The 21,558-nt window shown below is 72.4% G+C and carries 22 protein-coding genes; 13 read left to right on the forward strand and 9 right to left on the reverse strand.

Annotated features, from left to right (window positions below):
• Positions 1-208: 208 nt before the first annotated feature.
• Entirely contained in the window at positions 209-1,120 is a 912-nt protein-coding gene (locus tag AB0B66_RS14775; RefSeq protein ID WP_360528624.1) for a LysR family transcriptional regulator, read from the reverse strand.
• A 70-nt stretch (positions 1,121-1,190) separates the two neighbouring features.
• On the opposite strand from AB0B66_RS14775, the gene AB0B66_RS14780 reads away from it, so the two are divergent.
• Positions 1,191-2,111 (forward strand): DMT family transporter, encoded by a 921-nt coding sequence (locus tag AB0B66_RS14780; protein WP_360528627.1) that lies wholly within the window; start codon positions 1,191-1,193, stop codon positions 2,109-2,111.
• Between the two features lie 169 nt (positions 2,112-2,280).
• Here AB0B66_RS14780 and AB0B66_RS14785 read toward each other — a convergent pair whose 3' ends face one another.
• Genes AB0B66_RS14785 through AB0B66_RS14800 form a run of 4 tightly spaced genes read right to left on the reverse strand, consistent with a single transcriptional unit; the run spans position 2,281 to position 5,897 of the window.
• Entirely contained in the window at positions 2,281-3,222 is a 942-nt protein-coding gene (locus AB0B66_RS14785; RefSeq protein ID WP_360528630.1) for an acyl-ACP desaturase, read from the reverse strand.
• A 56-nt stretch (positions 3,223-3,278) separates the two neighbouring features.
• A complete protein-coding gene (locus AB0B66_RS14790; protein ID WP_360528633.1) occupies positions 3,279-4,010 on the reverse strand; it encodes a lysophospholipid acyltransferase family protein in 732 nt (243 codons plus the stop codon).
• The gene (locus tag AB0B66_RS14795) at positions 3,949-5,328 is read right to left on the reverse strand and encodes an MFS transporter (protein WP_360528636.1); all 1,380 of its coding nucleotides are present in this window, start codon (positions 5,326-5,328) and stop codon (positions 3,949-3,951) included. The genes AB0B66_RS14790 and AB0B66_RS14795 overlap by 62 nt, the downstream gene beginning before the upstream one ends.
• Positions 5,325-5,897 carry a helix-turn-helix domain-containing protein gene (locus AB0B66_RS14800; RefSeq protein WP_360528639.1) on the reverse strand — a complete coding sequence of 191 codons (573 nt, stop codon included), beginning with the start codon at positions 5,895-5,897 and terminating at the stop codon, positions 5,325-5,327. Before AB0B66_RS14800 ends, AB0B66_RS14795 begins: the two co-directional genes overlap by 4 nt.
• A 219-nt stretch (positions 5,898-6,116) precedes the next feature.
• Between AB0B66_RS14800 and ssuE the strand changes: the two genes are divergently transcribed.
• Both ssuE and AB0B66_RS14810 read left to right on the forward strand, forming a co-directional pair.
• The gene (ssuE, locus tag AB0B66_RS14805) at positions 6,117-6,650 is read left to right on the forward strand and encodes an NADPH-dependent FMN reductase (protein WP_360528642.1); all 534 of its coding nucleotides are present in this window, start codon (positions 6,117-6,119) and stop codon (positions 6,648-6,650) included.
• An 86-nt stretch (positions 6,651-6,736) separates the two neighbouring features.
• Entirely contained in the window at positions 6,737-7,306 is a 570-nt protein-coding gene (locus AB0B66_RS14810; protein WP_360528645.1) for a DUF4291 domain-containing protein, read from the forward strand.
• 116 nt (positions 7,307-7,422) lie between these two features.
• Here AB0B66_RS14810 and AB0B66_RS14815 read toward each other — a convergent pair whose 3' ends face one another.
• Positions 7,423-7,905: a macro domain-containing protein gene (locus tag AB0B66_RS14815; RefSeq protein WP_360528984.1), complete on the reverse strand. Its 483-nt coding sequence runs from the start codon at positions 7,903-7,905 to the stop codon at positions 7,423-7,425.
• Positions 7,906-7,981: 76 nt separating this feature from the next.
• Between AB0B66_RS14815 and AB0B66_RS14820 the strand changes: the two genes are divergently transcribed.
• Both AB0B66_RS14820 and AB0B66_RS14825 read left to right on the forward strand, forming a co-directional pair.
• Positions 7,982-8,536 (forward strand): NADAR family protein, encoded by a 555-nt coding sequence (locus AB0B66_RS14820; RefSeq protein ID WP_360528648.1) that lies wholly within the window; start codon positions 7,982-7,984, stop codon positions 8,534-8,536.
• A gap of 45 nt (positions 8,537-8,581) precedes the next feature.
• Entirely contained in the window at positions 8,582-9,448 is an 867-nt protein-coding gene (locus AB0B66_RS14825) for a hypothetical protein (protein ID WP_360528651.1), read from the forward strand.
• 25 nt (positions 9,449-9,473) lie between these two features.
• Here the strand turns inward: AB0B66_RS14825 and AB0B66_RS14830 are convergent, their stop codons facing one another.
• Positions 9,474-10,157: a GntR family transcriptional regulator gene (locus AB0B66_RS14830; RefSeq protein WP_360528654.1), complete on the reverse strand. Its 684-nt coding sequence runs from the start codon at positions 10,155-10,157 to the stop codon at positions 9,474-9,476.
• 83 nt (positions 10,158-10,240) lie between these two features.
• Between AB0B66_RS14830 and AB0B66_RS14835 the strand changes: the two genes are divergently transcribed.
• The 3 genes from AB0B66_RS14835 (at position 10,241) to AB0B66_RS14845 (ending at position 13,641) form a co-directional block, all read left to right on the forward strand.
• On the forward strand, positions 10,241-11,101 hold the full coding sequence (locus AB0B66_RS14835; RefSeq protein ID WP_360528657.1) for an amidohydrolase family protein: 861 nt from the start codon (positions 10,241-10,243) through the stop codon (positions 11,099-11,101).
• Positions 11,098-11,940, forward strand: coding sequence for a fumarylacetoacetate hydrolase family protein (locus AB0B66_RS14840; protein WP_360528660.1), 843 nt, complete (start codon positions 11,098-11,100; stop codon positions 11,938-11,940). The genes AB0B66_RS14835 and AB0B66_RS14840 overlap by 4 nt, the downstream gene beginning before the upstream one ends.
• 147 nt (positions 11,941-12,087) lie before the next feature.
• On the forward strand, positions 12,088-13,641 hold the full coding sequence (locus AB0B66_RS14845; protein ID WP_360528663.1) for a hypothetical protein: 1,554 nt from the start codon (positions 12,088-12,090) through the stop codon (positions 13,639-13,641).
• Positions 13,642-13,711: 70 nt separating this feature from the next.
• On the opposite strand, the gene AB0B66_RS14850 is transcribed toward AB0B66_RS14845, so the two are convergent.
• Together AB0B66_RS14850 and AB0B66_RS14855 are read right to left on the reverse strand one after the other, a co-directional pair.
• Positions 13,712-14,449 (reverse strand): SDR family oxidoreductase, encoded by a 738-nt coding sequence (locus tag AB0B66_RS14850; RefSeq protein WP_360528666.1) that lies wholly within the window; start codon positions 14,447-14,449, stop codon positions 13,712-13,714.
• Positions 14,442-15,749, reverse strand: a complete 1,308-nt coding sequence (locus AB0B66_RS14855; protein WP_360528669.1) for an enolase C-terminal domain-like protein — start codon at positions 15,747-15,749, stop codon at positions 14,442-14,444. The genes AB0B66_RS14850 and AB0B66_RS14855 overlap by 8 nt, the downstream gene beginning before the upstream one ends.
• 124 nt (positions 15,750-15,873) lie before the next feature.
• Here AB0B66_RS14855 and AB0B66_RS14860 point away from each other — a divergent pair, with 124 nt between their 5' ends.
• From AB0B66_RS14860 to AB0B66_RS14880, 5 genes are all read left to right on the forward strand, one after another.
• Positions 15,874-16,554, forward strand: a complete 681-nt coding sequence (locus AB0B66_RS14860) for a (Fe-S)-binding protein (protein ID WP_360528672.1) — start codon at positions 15,874-15,876, stop codon at positions 16,552-16,554.
• 141 nt (positions 16,555-16,695) lie between these two features.
• Entirely contained in the window at positions 16,696-18,129 is a 1,434-nt protein-coding gene (locus AB0B66_RS14865; protein ID WP_360528675.1) for a lactate utilization protein B, read from the forward strand.
• A gap of 21 nt (positions 18,130-18,150) precedes the next feature.
• Positions 18,151-18,756, forward strand: coding sequence for an LUD domain-containing protein (locus AB0B66_RS14870; RefSeq protein ID WP_360528678.1), 606 nt, complete (start codon positions 18,151-18,153; stop codon positions 18,754-18,756).
• Positions 18,757-18,776: 20 nt separating this feature from the next.
• Entirely contained in the window at positions 18,777-19,772 is a 996-nt protein-coding gene (locus AB0B66_RS14875; protein WP_360528681.1) for an aldo/keto reductase, read from the forward strand.
• Positions 19,769-21,520, forward strand: coding sequence for an aldehyde ferredoxin oxidoreductase C-terminal domain-containing protein (locus AB0B66_RS14880; RefSeq protein ID WP_360528684.1), 1,752 nt, complete (start codon positions 19,769-19,771; stop codon positions 21,518-21,520). The genes AB0B66_RS14875 and AB0B66_RS14880 overlap by 4 nt, the downstream gene beginning before the upstream one ends.
• Positions 21,521-21,558 lie beyond the last annotated feature (38 nt).

The raw sequence follows: 21,558 nt of genomic DNA on the forward strand, positions 1-21,558 counted from the left end.
CTATTTTGATGTGAGCACATCAAAATAGATGTAGCCGTGTCCTCGACGATCCTCTGCCGGCCGCCGTACCTGCACAAGATCGCTCAACCTGCCCGGCATCTGTGCGTATCTTGCGCCCGCTTACCCCCACCTGCCTGGCAAGTCGAGCGATCTTGGTGCGCCGCGCTCGGGCCGGGCGTGCCTCGGGCGATCCCGACAGCGCGCGGCGTCACCGGAGGCCGAGGAACTCCGGGGCGGCGAGCAGGTTGCGGGTCAGCTCCTCGACCAGGGGAGACTGCTTGCCGCGGCGGGTGATCAGGCCGATGTAGCGGGTCGGGGCGGGGGCGCGCAGGGTCAGCACCGACACCCCGGACGGCGGCCCGGCCAGCGCGACCGATGGGATCAGGCCGATGCCGACCCCGGCCGCGATCAGCGACACCGCGAACCCGTAGTCGGTGGTGCGGCACGAGACGTTGACCTCGAAACCGGCGATCGCAGCGTATCCGTCGAGCAGTTCGCCGACGCTGACGCAGCCCTGCACCCACCGCTCGCCGGACAGCTCGGCGAGGTCGACCTCGCCGAACCCGGCCAGCCGGTGCCCGGCGGGCACCACGATCCGCATCGGATCGTCGAGCAGCGGTGTCCAGGCCAGCCCGGACCGGTCACCCGGCCGCACCGGGGGAGGGCCGTCGAAGTGGTACACCAGCGCCAGCTCGGCCCGGCCCTCGCGGACCAGGGCCAGGCTCTCCTCGGTCTCGCTCTCCAGCACCGTCAGCTCGGCCCGCGGGTGCGCGGCGGCGAACCCGGTCAACGCCGGCGGGAGCAGCAGCTGCCCTCCGCTGATGAAGGTGGCGACCGCCAGCCGCTCGGCCCGGCCCTGCGCCAGCCGAGTGATGCGCTCCTGCGCGTGGACCAGCTCGGCGAGCACCACGTCGGCGGACTCGACCAGCACTCGGCCCGGGTCGGTGAGGGTGGTGCCCCGAGTGGTGCGCTCCACTACCGGCGTGCCGAGGCTGCGTTCCAGGGCGGCGATCTGCTGGGACACCGCCGACGGCGTGAGAAGGAGCGCCGCCGCCGCGCCGCTGAAACTGCCGTGTTCGGCCACCTCGCGCAGGATGCGCAGCCGCTGTACGTCGATCATTAGAACCTCTGTAAGCCGCGTAAGGAAGTCATCACTACCGCTAACAACTCTAGCGCGCGAGGCTGAAGACATGAAGCGTCAAGCCTGGGTCCTGCTGGCCGCGATGTCGGTGCTCTGGGGCATCCCGTACCTGTTCATCAAGATCGCGCTGACGGAGCTGTCGCCGCCGGTCGTCGTACTCGGACGTACGCTCATCGCCGTGGCGGTGCTGCTGCCGCTGGCGTACCGGCGGGGCGCGCTGGCCGCGCTGCGCGGGCGGTGGGCCGCGATCGGGGCGCTGTCGCTGCTGCACGTCGTCGCGCCGCAACTGCTCATCACGTACGGCGAGGTCCACATCAGCTCGTCGCTGACCGCGCTCCTGCTGGCCTCGCAACCACTGGTCATCGCCGTGCTGGCCTTGCGCTTCGACGCCTCCGAGCGGGCCGGCGCCCGTAAGCTGCTGGGGCTGCTCGTCGGCCTCGTCGGCGTGGCCGCGGTGGTCGGCTTCGACCTCGGCGGCGGCGACGGCCTGGAACTGCTCGGCGCGGGCCTGGTCCTGCTCGCCGGGGTGTCCTACGCGGGGGCCACCACGCTGGTGAAGAAGAAGCTGTCGGACGTGCCGCCGCTGGGTGTGGTCGTCGGCACCACCGGCATCGCCAGCGTCCTGCTCCTGCCCGCGGGCCTGCTGTCGGCCCCCGCGACCCTGCCCGGCCTGGAGGCCTCGGCCGCCGTGCTCGCCCTCGGCCTGCTCAGCACCGCCCTGGCGTTCCTCGTCTACTACAAGCTCATCGCCCTGGCCGGAGCCGGCTCCGCCGCCCTGGTCTCCTACACCAGCCCCGCCGTCGCGGTCGGCCTCGGCGTACTCATGCTCGCCGAACCCCTCACCCCCGCCACGGTCCTCGGCTTCGCCCTCATCCTCCTCGGCTCCTGGCTCTCCACCCGCAAGGCCGCCCCGAAGCCCGCCCCCGACCGCAGCGTCCCAGCCATCCGCCACCCCGCCCTGTCGCGTTGATCATGAACTTATGGACGTGCTGAACGGCGTGTCGCCACCCTTAACTTCATGATCGATCAGGCTCCTCACCCGCGCTGGATGAGAAGCCTGATCGATCACGGAGTCAGGGCACCGACACGCCGTCGAACACGTCCATAAGTTCATGATCGACGCGTCGAAGGGGTAGGGGTCAGGCGGTGCGGGCGGCGGCGCGGGCCTGGTGGGCGGCGCGCTTGTCCTCGAAGCGGGAGGCGGCGGTGTTGAGTTTGGCGAGGACCTCGACGAGTTCCTCGCGGATGCGCTCGCCCTCGGCGGACAGGCCGGTGCGCTCCAGGACCTTGAGCTGGCGCAGCACGGGCATGACCACCTCGTCGTGGTGGATGCGCAGGTCGTAGATGCCGGCCATGGCGATCTGCACCGACTTGCGGCCGAAGTTCTCGATGGTGTGGCCGGGCATCTGGAACGACTTGACCACCCGCAGGATCGCCTCCATGGTCGCGTTGGGGACCAGGTCGAACGCGGCCATCAGCAGGTTGCGGTAGAAGAGCATGTGCAGGTTCTCGTCGTTGGCGACCTTGGCCAGCAGCGCGTCGCAGATCGGGTCGCCGCTGACGCGCCCGGTGTTGCGGTGCGCGACGCGGGTGGCGAGCTCCTGGAAGGAGACGTACGACAGGGAGCCGAGCACGTCGGGGTGGTCGGCGGTGAAGCCGGTCTCCATGTGCGTCATGCGGGCCCGCTCCAGCGCGATCGGGTCGACGGCGCGCGTGGTCAGCAGGTAGTCGCGGATCGCGGTGCCGTGCCGGCCCTCCTCGGCCGTCCAGCGGTGCACCCAGGTGCCCCACGCGCCGTCGCGGCCGTACAGCGTCGCGATCTCGTGGTGGTAGCTGGGCAGGTTGTCCTCGGTGAGCAGGTTGACGATCAGCGAGGTGCGGGCGACCTCCGACAGCTTCGACTGGCTCGGGTCCCAGGCCTGGCCGCCGAGCGGGCCGTCGAAGTCGCTGCCCTGGCTCCACGGCACGAACTCGTGCGGGAACCACTCCTTCGCGGTGGCCAGGTGGCGGTTGAGGTTGGTCTCCACCACCGGCTCAAGTTCGCGCAGCAGTACCAGGGTGTCGGTGGTTTCGGTCGTCAACGCAGTCCTCCTGAGATGGGCTGGTAACTACGGTACCGTAACCTACGGCACCGTAACTAGTCCTCGTCCTCGGAGTCTTTTGCCTGCTCGGGGGCGGGGGCGGTGCCGCCGAGGTGGGCGGGCAGCCACCAGGAGTCCTCGGAGCCATGAGGTTTGTCCGGATACTCCTGCTGTGCCCGGTCCAACAGCTCCTGCATCCGCCGGTGCAGCTCGGCTGTGACGATGTCGGACTTGTCCCGCTTGCTGGGATACATCGGCTCGCCGACCAGGATCTTCACCGCCACGTGGCGCTGGTAGAGCTTGCGCGGCCGCCCCTTCGTCCACAGGCGCTGCGGGCCCCACAACGCCATCGGGATCAGCGGCACCCCGGCGGCCGCGGCCATCCGCCCCGAACCGCCCTTGAGCTCCTTGACCGTGAAGGACTGGCTGATCGTCGCCTCGGGGAAGACGCCGATGACCTCGCCCTCCTTCAGCGCCTCCAGCGCCGCCTTGTACGACGACAGCCCCGCCTCGCGGTCCACCGGAATGTGATGCATCCCACGCATCAGCGGACCGGCGATCCGGTTGGCGAAGATCTCCTGTTTCGCCATGAACCGGACCAGCCGCTTCGACGGCTGCGCGGCGAACCCGCACAGGATGAAGTCCAGGTAGCTGATGTGGTTGCAGGCGATGACCGCGCCCCCGGTGGTGGGCACGTGCTCGGCTCCCTGCACGTCGATACGCAGGTCAAGAACGCGAAATGCGGTCTTCGCGAGGGCGATCACGGGCGGGTATACGCGGTCCGACATGGCGTAACAGTAGAGCCCGCGCCCGGACGCTCCGACGGCGCGGCAGCCCCCACAGCGTCAGCGCGGCCGCCGCGAGCAGCAGCCCCGCCCCCGCGAACGCCGGGCCCGGCCCGTACGCGGCGGCCAGCGCCCCCAGCGCGACCGACCCCGCTGCCGCGCCGAGTTGCAGCAGCAGCGACTGCACCGACAGCACCGTGGCCCGCTCCGCCGCCTCGACCCGGTCGTGCAGCAGCCGCCCGATCGGCGCCACCGCCGCCCCCAACCCCAGGAACATCAGCAGGTACGCGGCACCGGCCGCCACGACGCCGATCCACCCGTCCAGCGCGGCCGTGCCGGCGAGCCCGCCCAGCGCCAGCGCGGCCAGCACCGTGCCCGCACACGCGGCCCGCCCCGGCGAGCCGAGCCACCTGGTCAGCGGCACCCCGAGTGCGCTGCCGGCCGCGTCCGCCGCGAAGCCGACCGCCGCGACGAGCGCGTACGCCAGCACGCCGCGGCTCGCCCCGCCCGACAGCACCGCCATCCACGCCGGGGTCAGCAGCTCGATCACCGCGAGCCCGGTCCCCGTCGCGGCGGCCACCAGCAGCACCCGCACCAGCACGTGATCACGCCCGGCCAGCCGCAGCCCGGTGGCCACGGTCGCCGGGACCCCGCGCAGCACCGCCGCGAACCCGGGCCGCGGCCCCCGCACCTCGGTCATCGCGAGCAGCACCACGAGCAGCAGCACCAGCTCGCACACCGCCGCCAGCAGCACCGGCACAGCCAGGCCGGTCAGCGCGCCGGCCGGCCATCCGCCGAGCAGGCCCGTGGCCGAACCGTCCGATGCGGTGCCGGGCCACAGGAACGGGATCAGGCCGCCGCCGAGCACCCCCAGTCCGAGCGCGGCCGACGCGGCCATGCCGCCGCGGGCCAGCCCCGGCCCGAGGTCGGCGCCACGTCCCTCGACCGCGTGGACCGCGTCGACATACCAGGCCTCGGCCGGGCCGGAGGACAGTGCGCGGGCCACCCCGCGCAGCACCGCGGAGACGACCAGCAGCCACACCGCCCCGGTCAGCCCGAGCAGGGCCAGCCCGGCCAGCCCGGCTATCGCGGAGGCGGCTAACACGGGCCGTCGGCCGAGCACATCGGACAGCCCGCCGGTGGGCAGCTCCAGCACCACCACGGCGACCGAGTACACCGCGCCGATCGCCGCGATCGCGCCCAGGCTGAGGCCGCGATCGAGCAGCAGCAGCACCAGGGGAGCGGTGTAGAGCCCGGCGGGCAGCCAGGTCAGGAAGGTGATCGCCACGTAGCGGCGCCGTGCCGCTGCTGCGGTGATCACGCGGCGTCCCTCGGCAGCCCGGACACGACGATGCTGACCGGGCGCGCGGCCGGGTCGGCGGCGTCCTGCGCGACGAGTTCGTCGACGTGCGCGTAGAACCGGTCCCAGAGGGTGTTCACCGATTCGGGAGTGAGCCGCACCAGCAGGTCGCCGATGCCGGCGGCCTCGACCCACGCCGCGGGCAGCGAGCCGAGCGCGGCCTCGTATCCCTCGACGTCCCTGATCAGGATGTCGACCTGCTGGCGGCGCATCACGGCGGACGCCTCGCGGCCCTCGGCGGTGGCGGCCATGGCCGTGGCGCTCCACTCGTTGACCCGGTGCACGGCCTGCCAGCGGCGCGCTCGCGGGTGGCCCGGGTCGCCGGCCTCGGCGATGAACCCGTACTGCGCGAGTTTGCGCAGGTGGTAGCTGGTGGACCCGGTATCGGTGGCGAACCGGTGCGCCAGCTCGGTGGCGGTCGCGGGCCCGTGCTCGCGCAGCGCCCCCAGCAGTCGCGCGCGCAGCGGATGCGCGAGCGCCTTGAACTCCTCGACCTCGCCGACCCGGCGCACGCCGTCACTCTGACTCATGCCCCGCACGGTACCAATGCAGAAATTTCTTTGCAAACATAATTCTGCATGTCCGCTGATCATCTGAGTTGCCAGGCAGGTGTGCGTATCTTGAAGCCGCATACCGCCATGTGCCCGGCAAGTCGGACGATCTTGGCCAGGTGGGCGCGGCCGCGCCTGCGCGGGCGGGCCGCGGCGCGATACGGTGGCTGCGGGATCCGTGAGACAGGGGAGGTGGACGTGGCCGTCGTGGTCGCGATCAGCGGCTCGCCGTCACCGACCTCGCGGACCGCGCGGGTGCTGGCCAACGTGGCGGGCGCGCTCGACGCCGAGATCGACACCATCGCCGTACGCGACCTGCCCGCCGAGGTCCTGCTCGGCTGCGACCCGTCGCACCCCGTGATCCTCGACATCGCCGAGCGCCTGGCCGCGGCCGACGGCGTAATCGTCGCGACGCCGGTGTACAAGGCCGCCTACAGCGGCATCCTCAAAGCGCTGCTCGACCTGCTGCCGCAGTACGCCCTCGCGGGCAAGACGGTGCTGCCCCTGGCCACCGGCGGCACCGTGGCACACGTGCTGGCCATCGACTACGCGCTGCGGCCCGTGCTGACCACCATGGGCGCGACCCACGTGCTGCCCGGCTACTTCGTGCACGACCAGCTGATCAGCGACGGCCCCGACGGCGACGTCGTCATCGCCGAACCGGCCCGCACTCTGCTCGACGGCGTCGTCGCCGCCTTCGCCGCCGCGCTGACCCCGAAGGTGCGCGCCTAGGGCTCCCGCCGCCAGTCGTCCGATACACAGGTGGTGCGGCGCAAACCCGGTCGACGGAGACGGGGCGGTGCTGGATCATCCAGGCCATGACAGTGCCGACAAGGCAGATCCGGGCGCTGCACGACGACGAGACCGTCACCGTCTACCAGGCGTACCGGCCGGAGATCGGTGATGCCGCAGCCGGGCTGGGGCGCTTCCCGGACTGGTACCGCCGCGACCGGATGACCTGGATCAAGCCGTCCTTCCTGTGGATGATGTATCGCTGCGGCTGGGCCACCAAGGAGGGCCAGGAGCGGGTGCTCGCCATTCGTCTGCGCCGCGCCGGCTTCGACGCCGCCGTACGACAGGCCGTGCCGAGCCATCACGACCGCGACGTGTACCCCGACCAGGCGACCTGGCAGCGGGCCTTGAAACGCTCCCCGGTGCGTGTGCAGTGGGACCCCGAGCGCGACCTGCACCTGCGCCCGCTGACGTACCGCGCGATCCAGATCGGCCTGTCCGGCACGGCGGTCGACGGCTACGTCGATGACTGGACCGTCGCCATCACCGACGTGACCCCGCTGGCCCGCGAGATCCACGCCCTGGTCCAGTCACGAAACCTGCCCCAAGCCACCCTTCTGCTGCCCGACGAGCAACCCTATGAGCTGCGGATCTAGATGATTTGTGGTCGCTGGAGCGACAACAAATCATCTAGATCCGTTCGCGGCGGCCGCCACAGCGGCGCGATGCTGGAGAACTCCGCCTACGGCGACGCCGTTGGCGGGAGCGGACTCTAGAAGTCGTACACCGTCGTCGGCACTCCTGCGGCGAGCAGCGTCTCCCGCACGAGCGGCTCGATGCGCTCCCAGCGGCCGCCGGCCAGGCCGCAGCCGATGCGCGGCATGTGCACGGACGCGCCGAGCCGGGACGCGTGTCCGGCGAGGGTACGCAGGCAGGACTCGACGGCCTCGTACCGGATCGGCGGCCCGGAGCTGCCGGTCTTGATGCCGCGCTGGGCGACCATGTTCGCGACCCAGGTGTCCGGCAGCACCTGCACCAGGCGCACCGCGCCGAGGCCGAAGTCGTTGCGGGCCCGCTCGCGGTGCCAGCGGCGGAAGTCGCGTTCCGGTTCCGGCCACCGCCGGGAGATCGCCAGCACGAAGCCCTTGCCCCAGCCGCCGATGTCGTTGCACACGTGCGCGATCACCTTCGGGCCTTTGGCCTGCGGGCTGGTCGCGTCGCCCTTGACGATCATCAGCGTGGTCACGGTGGGCATCATGCCGCCGGGGTGCGACACCGGTCGACCGAAATCGTGACGCGCGGCGGGCCCGCGCTGGGCGACACTGGCGGGCATGTCACCTCGCAGCGTCACCGACCTCGTCACCCTCGCCGAGCGCGGGCGGCGGGTGAAGTATCTGATGTTCTGGGGGCACCAGCCGAACACCGACGGGAGCATCGGCCCGAGCTGCCTGAGCCAGTGGTGGGAGGCCCCGTTCACGGTCGACGGGCTGAGTTTCGCGACCGCCGAGCACTACATGATGTGGCGCAAGGCGACCCTGTTCGGCGACGCCGACGCCGCCCGGCGGGTGCTCGCGGCCGGCCACCCGCAGCAGGCAAAGGGCGTCGGGCGCGAGGTCCGCGGGTTCAGCCAGGCCGTCTGGGAACGGGAGCGGTACGCGATCGTGGTGGCGGGCAGCGTTGCGAAGTTCGGCCAGGACGAGGCGCTGCGGTCCTACCTGCTGTCCACGGGCGAGCGGGTGCTGGTCGAGGCCAGCCCGGTCGACGCGATCTGGGGCATCGGCCTGTCGGCCCGCGACGGCGACGCGTGGCACCCACAGCGCTGGCGCGGCCTGAACCTGCTCGGGTTCGCGCTGATGGAGGCACGCGAGCAGCTCGCGTCCGGCTGAGGCACCACGCTGCGGGGTACGCGCCGGACGACGTATCCTCGCGCGATGTGCGTCTCGGCTGATCTGGCGGACTTCCGCGGCACGACCGTCTACGCGGGCCGCCGCAACCACCCGGTGCACGGGCGGATCGAGGTGTTCGGCTACCAGAACACCGCGGTGAACCTGGCATCCGGCCCGAACGCGATGCTCCTGCACCTGCCCGGACGCGACCTCACCCCGGACAGCTTCATCGACGTCGGACGCCACCGCGACGTGCTGGACCGGATGCTCGACGCGGTCGAGGGCGGCGCGGTGGCCGCCGACGGCATGGCGTGGATGGACGGCCCCGTCCCGCGGGCCCACGTCTTCGACCACGACGTCTACACGGTGGTGCTGGCCGACGACCCGATGGCCGTGTACGCGGCGCTGGAGCGCGTCCCACGCCACCGGCGACCGCCGGTGAGCCCGGAACTGTTCGAGTTCTACGCGCTGGCCTTCCCCCGCCACACCATCGCGCTGTGCTGCTTCGACAACCGCGACGCGCTACGGGCGAAACCGCTGCTGCTCTGGTACGAGCCGATCGACCCGGACCGGATCGTGCTGCCCGCCGTGGACTGCCACACCGGCGGCGTGCCGCTGCTCGGCAGCCCGGTGGAGCGCGACCACGTGGTGATCTTCGGCGTGGACGAGGCCGACGTCGCCGAGGACTGGGGGCGCAGCCCCGACCACCTGTACAGCGCGGTCATGGACTGGCCGCGCGACCTGCGGCACCGCCTGCGCGAGTTCCTGCCCGACCGGATCGTCGCCGCCGGAATCGACGGCCTGGACCGCCCGGACCTGCTGGCCAACGGCGACTTCGGCATCGACCTCGCCGCCCTGCTCGCCGACGAGGGCCTCACCCGCCTCGACAGCCTCCACCTCGTCACCCCCTGACCCCGACCCTCCACCCTGGAGCGGGTCAGGACGGGAAGGCGGGGAGGTGGCGGTCGCGGGCGGAGATGAGGTGTCGGCGCATGGCGTCGGCGGCGGCGTCGGCGTCGCCCTTGGCGATGGCGGTGGCGATGCGCTTGTGCTCGCCGACGGTGTCGCCGGTGCCCGCAGACGGGAAGTAGATCCGGTGCAGGTGCAGGTGGGAGTGCAGCCGGATGATGGACTCGCGGAGCAGGCCGCTGCCGGAGACCTCGGCGACGAGGTCGTGGAAGCGGGCGTCGAGCGCGGTGAACGCGGCGTGGTTGCGGTAGCCGTCGCCGGCCTCGACGGCGGCGGTCGCGGCGGCCTCCTCGCGGACCCGGCGGCGCTGCTCGGCGTCGGCGTAGGTGGCGGCGCGGCGCGCGGCGGCGGGTTCCAGCAGCAGCCGCATCTCGAACAGCTCGTCGAATTCGGTGCGGGTGAGCAGCGGCGTCGTGGTGTAGCCGGACATCGCCCGCTTGCGCACCAGCCCGTCGGACTCCAGGCGGGCGAGCGCCTCCCGGACGGGGGTGGGGGAGACTTCGAGGGTACGGGCAAGACCGTCGATGCTCACCCGCTCGCCGGGAGCGATCGCATGCTCCATGATGAGGGTCTTGAGCGACTCGTAGACGTCATCGGTCAGCGTGAGCCGCTGCGCGGGCCGGATCCGGCCGGAGATGGGCGTAGTGGCCATCGGACACCCCTTGACTGTCACCGTCGTGAGCGAGTACACCTTACCGATACGGCAATGATATAGGATCTATGATTCTTATGGACGTGACAGGGGGCAGAAACGTGCGGATCGACGCGCACCACCACCTGTGGACCGCCGACTACGCCTGGCTGGCCGAACCCGGCCTGGAGCCGCTGCGCCGCGACTACACGGTCGAGGACCTGCGCCGCGAGCTGCCCACCGGCAAGGTCGACGCCACGGTGCTGGTGGAGGCCGGGCGATGCCGGCTCGACGAGACCGTGGGTTTCCTGGCGCTGGCCGCAGACACCCCCGAGATCGCGGGCGTGGTCGGCTGGGCCTCGCTGACCGATCCGGACCTGCCCGGCACCATCGCCGCGCTGCTCGACGGGGCCGGCGGCGACCTACTCGTCGGCCTGCGCGACCAGGTCCAGGGCGTGACCGACCCCGGCTACCTGGCCCGCCCGGACGTACGCGGCGCCCTGCGCGCGATCGGCTCCGCCGGGCTCACCTTCGACCTCGTAGTGCGCGAAGACCAGCTGCCCGCCTGCGCCGCGGCCGTCGCGGCGGTGCCGAACACCATGTTCGTGCTCGACCACCTGGGCAAACCGCGCATCACGCCGGACGGGCTGCGCGAATGGCGGGACGCGGTCGAGCCGCTCGCGGCGTGCGACAACGCGGCGGCCAAACTGTCGGGGCTGCTCACCGAGGCCGGTCCGGGCTGGACGGTCGAGGCGATCGCGCCGTTCGTGGAGACTGCGCTGGAGCTGTTCGGCCCCGACCGGCTGCTGATCGGCTCGGACTGGCCGGTCTGCGAGCTGGTCGCCTCGTACGCCGACGCGCTGGCCGCGGTCGGTTCCTGCCTGTCGGGGCTGTCGCCCTCGGAGCGGGCCGCCGTGGCGGGCGGCACCGCGATTCGCACCTACGGTCTGGAGATCAATCAATGAAGTTCATGCGGGTCGGCGCCCCGGGCGCGGAGAAGCCGGTGCTGCTGTCCGGCGGCCGGCACTACGACCTGTCCGGGATCACCGGCGACATCGACGGCGCGTTCCTGGCCGGGGACGGCGTCGACCGGGTCCGGGCGGCCGTGGCGGAGCTGCCCGAGATCGACGTGACCGGCCTGCGGGTCGGCGCGCCGGTGGCCCGGCCGGGCGTGGTGCTGTGCGTGGGGCAGAACTACGCGGCGCACGCGGCCGAGTCCGGCGCGACGCCGCCGACCACCCCGATCGTCTTCTACAAGGCCCCGAACAGCGTCGTCGGCCCGTACGACGAGGTGCTGATCCCGCGCGGCTCGACCACCACGGACTGGGAGGTGGAACTCGCCGTGGTGATCGGGCGGCGGGCCCGCTACCTGGAGTCGCCCGCGCAGGCCCTCGACCACGTCGCCGGCTTCGTGCTGTCCAACGACGTGTCCGAGCGCGACTTCCAGCTGCACCAGTCCGGTGGGCAGTGGTCCAAGGGCAAGTCCTGCGAGACGTTCCAGCCGCTGGGCCCGTGGCTGGTCACCCCCGACGAGATCGCCGACGTGCAGGGCCTCGGGCTGCGTTCGTGGGTCAACGGCGAGGCCCGGCAGGACTCGAACACCAAAGACATGATCTTCGACGTGGCGTACCTGGTCTGGCACCTGTCGCAGTACACGGTGCTGGACCCGGGCGACGTGGTGAACACCGGCACCCCGCAGGGTGTGGCGCTGTCCGGCCGGTTCCCGTACCTGACCGCGGGCGACGTGGTCGAGGTCGAGATCGACGGCCTGGGCCGCCAGCGCGCCGTCATGGGCCAGGCCTGACGAGGCGGTGACCCGGGGCGGTGCGGGCGGCGGCGTCCCGCACCGCCCCCGTTCTTGTGTGTACTGCACGACAGTTTGCGGGACAGCAGGACTTGTGCTCGTTGCGTAACCTCTGGCGATCGGCTGTTCACAGAGAGCGGGGGCCACATGAGACGGTTCAGCATCGCCGCGGGCGCGGCGACCACCATCGCGGCGCTGGTCGCGGCGCAGCTCGGCATGGTGTCACCGGCGGCTGCGGCCATCGGTTACGCCTCGATCTACTCCAGCGACCTGACCCGGGAGCTGCGGATGGCCTGCGACGGACCGTCGCATGTCTTCGGCACGGGCGGGCGCGGGCACACGAAGTCCGACTTCGACGGCGACTACTCCGAGGACATCGTCACCTTCGGGGTCAACCAGACCACGGGCAACCGGGTGGTGGTCGTCCAGCTCACCGGGCTGCGGTGCGTGTTCTACGGGCCGGCGGCCGGGCTCGACTCCATCGTCTCCATGACGGCGGGCGACATCGACCACGACGGCTTCGACGACCTGGCGTTCGGCCTGGCGGGCCAGACCGCGGGCGCCGGCGGCGTCTGGGTCGTGCCCGGCCACCCGTCGGGCTTCGGCATCTCCTCCTCGGAGTACTGGGACCAGGACACCGCCGGTGTCCCGGGTCAGCGCAACGCGGGTGACGGCTTCGGCTCGGCGCTGGCGCTCGGCGACATCAACGACGACGGGTACGCCGATCTCGCGGTCGGCGCGCCGGGCGAGCAGGTGAGCACGTACGCGGGCGAGGGCGCGGTGACCGTGCTCTACGGCTCCGCCACCGGCCTGACCGCCACCGGCTCGCAGCGCTTCCACACCAGCCTGTCCACGGTGCCGGGCACGCCCGCCGGTCCCGGCGAGAACTTCGGCCGGGCGCTGGCGATCGGCGACGTCACCAATGACGGCAACGGCGACCTCGTGGTCGGCTCCGCGGTCGGCGGCGGCAACGTCATGCTGCTGAAGGGTGCGGACACCGGGATCACCACGACCGACGTCGACGCCTTCACCGGCGCGGAGGTGTCCACGGCGAACGTGACCGTTCACGGCTTCGGCACCCGGCTGCTGGTCGCCGACGTCACCGGCGACGGCTTCGGCGACATCGTCGCGGGCACGCCGGACAGCGACGTCAAGGGCAAGGCCGGGGCCGGTGCGGTCGTCGTGCTGGAGGGCAGGGCCGGCGGCGTCCAGGCGACGGGCAAGCAGCTGCTCGTCCAGGGCAGCACGGCCGGCATCCCGGGCACCCCGACCGCGGGCGACCGCTTCGGGGCGTACGTCGCGGCCGGTGAGCTCACCGGCACCGCACCGGTCGACCTCGCGATCGGCGCACCGGGCGAGGACATCGCGGCCCAGCCCGACGCCGGTGTCATCGCGATCGTGCCGGGTCTGGCCACCCTCGGGGTGGGCGCCACGCAGATCAGCCTGTCCTCGATCAACATGGGCTCGCAGCCCAACGGCGAGTTCGGCCTGTGGCTGGCCGTGCTCGACCGCTGGCACAACAACGCCCAGTTCGACCTGGTCGTCGGGCTGCCCGGCGCGTCCGGCGGCACGCTGCCCCAGAACGGCACCATCTACGCGTTCGAGGGTGTGCCCGGCGGGCAGCAGTACGACGAGCTGATCTCGGCGCACTACGTCCAGACGCCGACCGACGTCGTCCTGCAGCGCCTGGGCACGTCCTGACGCACGGCTGAACGAAAGCGGCGCGGTCCCCGATGTGGGACCGCGCCGCCGCTGTTTGCGGACCCGCCGGTCAGCGGACCAGGCGCAGGCCGCTCATGCCGCCGTCGACGGCGAGCGAGGTGCCGGTGGTCGCGCCGGAGCGCGGTGAGGCCAGGTAGGCCACGGCCTCGGCAACCTGGTCGGCCGTGACCAGGCGGCCGGTGGGCTGGCGGGCGGCGAGCTTGCGCTTCTCCTCGGCCGGGTCGTCGGTTCCGGCCAGCAGCCGGGCCACCCAGGGCGTGTCGACGGTGCCGGGCGCGACGCTGACCACCCGGATGCCCTCGCCGACCAGATCGGCGGCCATGGCCAGGGTCAGCGCGTGCACCGCGCCCTTGGTCGCCGAGTAGACGGCCCGGTTGACCAGGCCGGCGGTGGCGGCGATCGAGGAGATGTTGACGATCACGCCGCTCTTCGATCCGCGCAGGAACGGCAGCGCGGCGCGGCTGGCGCGGGCGATGCCGACGACGTTGACGTCGAGGCAACGTTGCCATTCGTCGTCGTCGGCGTCCTCGACCGTGCCGACGGCGCTGATCCCGGCGCAGTTGACGAGGATGTCGAGGCTGCCCAGGCCGCCCACGACCCGGGCCATCGCCTCGTCCATCGGCGCGGTGACGTCGGCGGTGACGGCCAGGTGCCGGCCGCCCTCGGCGGGGGTGCGGTCGAGCACGGCGACTGCCGCGCCCCGGTCGGCGAGCAGGTCGGCCACGGCCGCGCCGATGCCGGACGCGCCACCGGTCACCGCGGCCACCAGGCCTGCGAACTCAGTCATCTTTCCACTCCGGGCCGTCGGGGAAGCTGTAGCGGAGCAGGGACTCCTCATGCATCCTGGCTGAGAACCCGGGTGCTTCGGGAGCGGCGTACCGGCCGTTCACGATGCGGACCGGGTCGGCGAAGTGCTCGTGCAGGTGGTCCACGTATTCGATCATCCGGCCGTCCAGGGAGGCGGCCACCGACGTGTAGTCGAAGAACGACAGGTGCTGCACCAGCTCGCACAGGCCCACCCCGCCCGCGTGCGGGCAGACCGGCTTGCCGTACGCCGCCGCGAGCAGCAGGATCGCCAGGTTCTCGTTGACGCCGCCGACCCGGGCGGAGTCGATCTGCACCACGTCGATCGCGTCGGCCTGCAGCAGCTGCTTGAACATGACGCGGTTGTGCACGTGCTCGCCGGTGGCCACCCGGATCGGCGTGCCGCCGGGCCCGGCCTGGGCCAGTCCGGCGCGGATCGCGGCGTGGCCGAGGATCTCGTCGGGGCTGGTGGGCTCCTCGATCCAGTACGGGTTCAGATGTCCCAGGGCGCTCACCCAGCCGATCGCCTCGCCGACGCCCCACCGCTGGTTGGCGTCGATGCCGATCGGGAAGTCCGGCCCCAGCGCCTCGCGGGCCGCGGTGAACCGGCGCAGGTCGTCGTTGAGGTCCGCGCCGACCTTGAGTTTCACCATGGAGAACCCGTCGGCCACCGCACGCAGCGCCCGCCGGGTCACCTTCGCGTCGTCGTAGCCGAGCCAGCCCGCCGAGGTGGTGTACGCCGGGAAGCCGGTGGCGGCGAGCTGCGCGGCCCGCTCGGCGCGCCCCGGCGCACGTTCAGTGAGCAGGTCGCGGGCGGCTTCGGGGGTCAGCGCGTCGGTGAGGTAGCGCCAGTCCACGCAGTCCACGATGGTGTCGGGGGACAGGCTGGTCAGGTAGCGCCACAGCGGGAGTCCCGCCCGGCGCGCGGCCAGGTCCCAGGCGGCGTTGAGGACCGCGCCGGAGGCCAGGTGCATGACGCCCTTCTCCGGGCCGAGCCAGCGCAGCTGGGAGTCGTGGGTGAGGCGGCGGCCGAACTCGCCGAGGTCCAAGGTGTCCAGATCCTGGCCGACCACGTACGGTCGAAGCGCTTCGATCGCCGCGGCGCAGACGTCGTTGCCCCGCCCGATGGTGAAGGTGAAGCCGTGCCCGTCGGTGCCGCCGTCGGTGAGCAGTTCGACGTAGGCGGCCGAGTAGTCGGGGTCCGGGTTCATCGCGTCGGAGCCGTCGAGGTGGCGGGAGGTGGGGAAGCGGATGTCGCGTACGCGCAGATCAATGACCTTCATCGCGCCCCGCCCCGGGGTGGGCTGTGGTAAGTCGGCATGTGCTTGGCTCCTTCCGGCTACATCCTGGATCCTATAGGATCTAGCCTCAAGAGCAAGATGCCGGCCGGGGAGGAGTGCCCACGCGGTGAAGATCGCGCTGTTCGTCACCTGTCTCAATGACGCACTGTTCCCGCAGGCCGGGATAGCGACGGTGACGGTGCTGGAGCGGCTCGGCCACACGGTCGCCTTCCCCGCCGCTCAGTCGTGTTGTGGCCAGATGCACGCCAACACCGGCTACGCCGCGCCCGCGCGGCAACTCGAACGCCTCACCGAGACCGCCTTCGCCGGCCACGACGTCATCGTCTCCCCCTCCGGCTCCTGCGTCGCCCACCTGCGCGCCCACACCACCCTGCCCGTCTACGAACTGTCCGAACTGCTCATCGACGTCCTGGGCGTCACCGACGTGGGCGCGACCTTCCCCCACCGCGTCACCTACCACCCGACCTGCCACGGCCTGCGATCCCTGCGCCTGGGCGACCGCCCCACGACGCTGCTCCGCGCAGTCAAGGGCCTGGAACTCGTGGACCTGCCCGAACCCGAACAGTGCTGCGGCTTCGGCGGCACCTTCGCCCTCAAGAACGCGGCCGTCTCCGGCGCCATGCTCGCCGACAAATGCACCAACGCCGCCCTCACCGGCGCCGAATACCTGGCCGCCGCCGACAACTCCTGCCTGGCCCACATCGGCGGCGGCCTCGCCCGCCACCCCACCGCCCCCACACCCATCCACTACGCCGAAATCCTCGCCACCACCGGAGCCCCCTCATGACCCCGCTCCCGCCCCACTCCACGGCGACGATCGTGCGTGAACCGCGGGCATGGCACGCACTGTTCGGACGTATGGGCAACAGGTCACGCAAGATTGTCTTGATCATGGAGGGCGGGGCGCGGGGTGGCGAGGAGGGGTCTGGTGAGTAGGGATCTGCCGATCGTGGCGATTACGCCGTTCCCTGTCGCGGCGGAGCGGGAGCTTGCCGACGGGCAGTTGCGGGCGAATCTGGGACGGGCCACGCGGACCATTCGGGACAAGCGGGCGCGGGTGGTGGCCGAGGTCGCCGACTGGGAGCCGATGCGGCAGCGGGCCGCTGCCGTCAAGGACGAGGTGCTGGACAACCTGGGTGAGCTGCTCGGGCGGTTCGAGGCGGCGGCGGTGGCGGCCGGGGCGACGGTGCATCACGCAACCGACGCTGCGCACGCGAACGCGATCGTGACCGAGCTGGTCAAGGCGCAGCGGGCCGAGCAGGTTGTGAAGATCAAGTCGATGGCGACGCAGGAGATCGGACTCAACGAGGCCCTGGAGGCCGCCGGGATCACGCCGGTCGAGACGGATCTCGCCGAGCTCATCGTGCAGCTCGCCGACGACACGCCGTCGCACATCCTGGTTCCGGCGATCCACTACAACCGCAGCCAGATCCGGGACCTGTTCGCGCGGCGCATGCCGGGGTTCACCGCGACGTCGGACGAGCCGGCGGTGCTGGCGGGGGCGGCGCGGGAGTATCTGCGGCGCACCTTCCTGGCGGCGCAGGTCGCGGTGTGCGGCGCGAACTTCGCGATCGCGGAGACCGGGTCGCTGGTGATCGTCGAGTCGGAGGGCAACGGGCGGATGTGCCTGACGCTGCCGGAGACGCTGATCGCGGTCGTCGGCGTGGAGAAGCTGCTGCCCCGCTTCGCCGACCTCGGCGACTTCCTGCGGTTGCTGCCGCGTTCGTCGACGGGGGAGCGGATGAACCCGTACACCTCGATCTTCACGGGGGTGACGCCGGGCGACGGGCCGCGGCGGCTGCACATCGTGCTGCTGGACAACGGCCGCACCCAGGTCGCGCAGGACCCGGTCGGGCGCGCCGCGCTGCGCTGCATCCGCTGCTCGGCCTGCCTCAACGTGTGCCCGGTGTACGAGCGCGCGGGCGGCCACGCGTACGGCTCCGTCTACCCCGGACCGATCGGGGCGATCCTGTCCCCGCAGCTCACCGGGCAGGACGCGGGGTTCAACAAGACGCTGCCGTACGCCTCGACGCTGTGCGGGGCCTGCTACGACGTCTGCCCCGTGAAGATCAACATCCCGGAGATCCTGGTGCACCTGCGCCAGACCGGGCCGAAGCCGGCCGCCGAGCGGGCCGCGATGTCGACCCTGAGCTGGGTGATGCGCGACCGTCGGCGCTGGCGCGCCGCGCTGCGGGCCGCCCGCACCGGGGCCGCGCCGCTGCGCGCCCTGACCCGCCGCCGGGGCGGCACACTGCGGCGCGCGCCGTGGCCGCTGTCGGCCTGGACCGCGTACCGCGACGCGCCGCTGCCCGCGGCGGAGTCCTTCCGAGACTGGTGGAGGCGCACCCATGAGCAGGCATGACGTAACGGTCGGGGCGTGGGCATGAGCCTTGCCGAACTGTTCGCCGAGCGCGCGGGAGACTACCGCGCCGGGATGCACCACTGCACCGAGGACGAGCTGCCCGAGCTGCTCGCCCGGCTGCTGGCCGGAGCGTCCAAGGTGGTCCTGCCGCCGGGACTACCCGCGGCCTGGACGGCGGCGCTGTCCGCGCCCGCCCTCCGCGACGGTCCCGCTGTCGGGCACGTTCCCGGCGATCCGGCCGAGGAGCGCGCCGCGCGGAGTCCGAACGGTTCGGCGGGAACGGCCGATGCGGTCGGCGAGGGCCTGCTGACCGCTGCCGACCTGGACGAGCCCGGCCTGTCCGTGCTGACCGGGTGCGTGGTGGCGATCGCGGAGACCGGCACCATCGTGCTCGACGCCGGGCCGGGCCAGGGGCGGCGGCTGCTGACGCTGGTCCCGGACCACCACGTCTGCGTGGTACGCGACGCGCAGATCGTCGCCGACGTGCCCGACATGATCGCCGCGCTGCCCGATCCGACGCGTCCCCTGACGATGATCTCCGGACCGTCGGCGACCAGCGACATCGAACTCAACCGGGTTGAGGGCGTGCACGGGCCGCGCCGCCTCGACATCGTCCGCGTCCACTGAACCCGGAAAGGCAACCTCTCATGAGCAATCCGCTCGGCGGCTCCTCCGTCGCGGTCAGCGCGCTGGGCTTCGGCGCGGCGTCCATCGGCAACCTCTACCGGGCCGTGTCGCCGGAGCAGGCCGCGGCCACCGTCGAGGCGGCCTGGCAGACGGGCGTCCGCTACTTCGACACCGCCCCGCACTACGGGCTCGGCCTGTCCGAGCAGCGCCTCGGCCGCTTCCTGGCCACTCGCCCGCGCGAGGAGTACGCCATCTCCAGCAAGGTCGGCCGCATCCTCGTCGACGATCCGGATGGCGAGGGCGACGACATGGCCAACGGCTTCGCGGTGCCCGCGACCCGGCGGCGGGTGTGGGACTACAGCGCCGTCGGGGTGCGCCGCAGTATCGAGGAGAGCCTGGCCCGGCTGGGCCTGGACCGCCTCGACATCGTGCTGATGCACGACCCGGAGGAGAGCCCGGAGCCCGAGCGGGCCCTGCGGGAGGCATACCCCGTGCTGGACGGGCTGCGCCGGGAGGGGGTCGTCGGCGCGATCGGCGTCGGTTCCAAGGACCCGGCGACCCTGGCCCGCTTCGCCGTCGAGACCGACGTGGACGCGCTCATGGTCGCCGGCCGGTACACGCTGCTGGAGCAGCCCGCGCTCGACGACATCCTGCCCGCCTGCACGGCACGCGGCATCTCGGTGCTCAACGTCGGCGTGTTCAACAGCGGCCTGCTGGCCGTGGAATGGCCCGACGAGACCCGGCCGTACGAGTACGGCACCGCCCCCGCCGACATCCTCGCCCGTGCCCAGGGCATCGCCACCGCCTGCCGCCGCCACGGCGTGACCCTGCCGCAGGCCGCGCTCGCGTTCGCCGCCGCACACCCGGCCGTCGCCTCGGTCGTGGTCGGCGCGGGCAAACCCGAGCACGTGCACCGCAGCGCCGAGTGGTTCGCCCTGCCCACGCCGCCCGCGTCATTGTGGTCCGAGCTGGTCGCCGAGGGCCTGCTGCGCCCCGACGCCCCGCTTCCCGCATGACGTACCTGCACCTCGACCTCGACAGCGGCGGCCAGCACACCGACCCGGAACTCGGCTGGGGCGGGCCGCTGCACGCACTGTCCATCCTGCACAAAGCCCTGGACGGGCCGGTCGATCCGGCCGCCGCCAGGCTGCCCGTCGCGCTGGTCACCAGCACCGTCGGCGGATTGGGCGCGGTCGGCACGGCCCGAGTCGCGGCCGTCGGCGTCTCGCCGCTGTCCGGCGGGGTCGCCGAGACCCGTGCGGAAGGCCCCTATGCGGCGGGTATGCGCGCCGCCGGGGTCACCGGCATCAGCCTGACCGGGGCCGCGGATCAGCCGTCCTACGTCGTCGTCGAAGCCGGACGGGCCACCGTGCTCCCGGCGGGCGACCTGTGGGGCATGGAGACCGGGCAGGCGACCGAAGCGCTGCTGGCCCGGCACGGGAGCGACGCCGCCGTCGCTGTGATCGGGCCCGCGGGCGAGGCCGGGACGCGCTACGCCAATGTGCTCACCTGCGGCTCGTTTCCGCTGCCCCGGCTCGGTTTCGGGGCGGTGCTCGGCGCCCGCCGGATCAAGGCCGTGGTCTGCGTGCCGTCCGGCTCCGCCCTGTGGCCGCACGACGTGCTCGCGGCGCAGGCGCTGTTCACCACGTACCGCCGGGAGATGCCGGACCACCCGCTGGCCGGCTGGCAGCTCGCGGCCCCGGGTTTCGGGGCCTGGCCGGGCACCTCGACCGAACCGGGCACGGCCGCGGTGCGCAACTTCGCCGACACCGCCACCGCCCCCGCGTCCTGGCCGGACCTGCACCCCGACCGCTACGCCGGCTTTCTGTCCTGGTCGGATGGTGGCTGCCCTGGCTGCCCCAACGACTGCGTCAAGGGGTACGCGGGCGCGGGCCTGCACCAGGAAGCCCTGGCGATGCTCGGCCCGAACCTCGGCATCGGGAACCTCGGCGTGATCCTCGCCGCCAACGCCCGCTGCCAGCAGCTCGGCCTCGACCCGGTGTCCCTGGGCGGCACCCTGGCCTGCGTGTTCGAGGCCGCCGAGCGCGGCGTGCTGCCGCCCTGGCCGGCCGCCGAACTGCCGTCGGGAGCCGGGTTCGGGGCGGCCGCGGTGCTGGTCGAGCTGGTCGAACGCGCCGCCCGGCCGGGGCATCCGCTGGGGGAGGGCGCGGCGCGGCTCGCCGCCCGGATCGGCTTGCCCGAGCTGGCCATGATCAGCGGGAACGTCGAGCTGCCGCCGTTCGACCCACGAGTGCAGCCCGGCCTGGGCCTGATGTACGCGGCCGCGCCCTTCGGCCCGCGCTACGACGCCGTCGAGCACGACCTCGACTTCGACCCGGTGCACGGGCTGCCGCACTGCTACGACGAGGCCGAACGCCTCGGGCTGTCCGTGCCCGCGTCCGCGTCCACGCTGGACGTCGCCCGCACGCTGCGCCTGGCCGACCTGTGGAGCGGCCTGGACGCGCTGCTGATCTGCCCGTTCGCGAGCACCCCGACCCGGCCGCTCAGCCTGGACCGGGTCTGCGAGCTGGTCCGGGCCACCTCGGGTCGGGCGATCGCCCCGGAGCAGGTGTTCGCCCTCGGGCGGGACCGGCTGCGCGCCCAGCAGGAGATCAACGACCGGCTGGGCGTGCCCGCCGGGACCCTGCCCGCCAGGTTCTTCGACGAACCCGTGACCACCGGCGCGTTTCGCGGCGCGGTCCTGGACCGGGCGGAGTTCACCGCCGCCGTGGAGATGCTCCGCCGCCAATGGCGCGCCGCCTGAGGCCCGGCACGCCCGGCCGGCGAGCTCCGCACCGGCGT

This window comes from Catellatospora sp. NPDC049111 (assembly GCF_040648615.1).
Lineage (GTDB): Bacteria > Actinomycetota > Actinomycetes > Mycobacteriales > Micromonosporaceae > Catellatospora > Catellatospora aurea.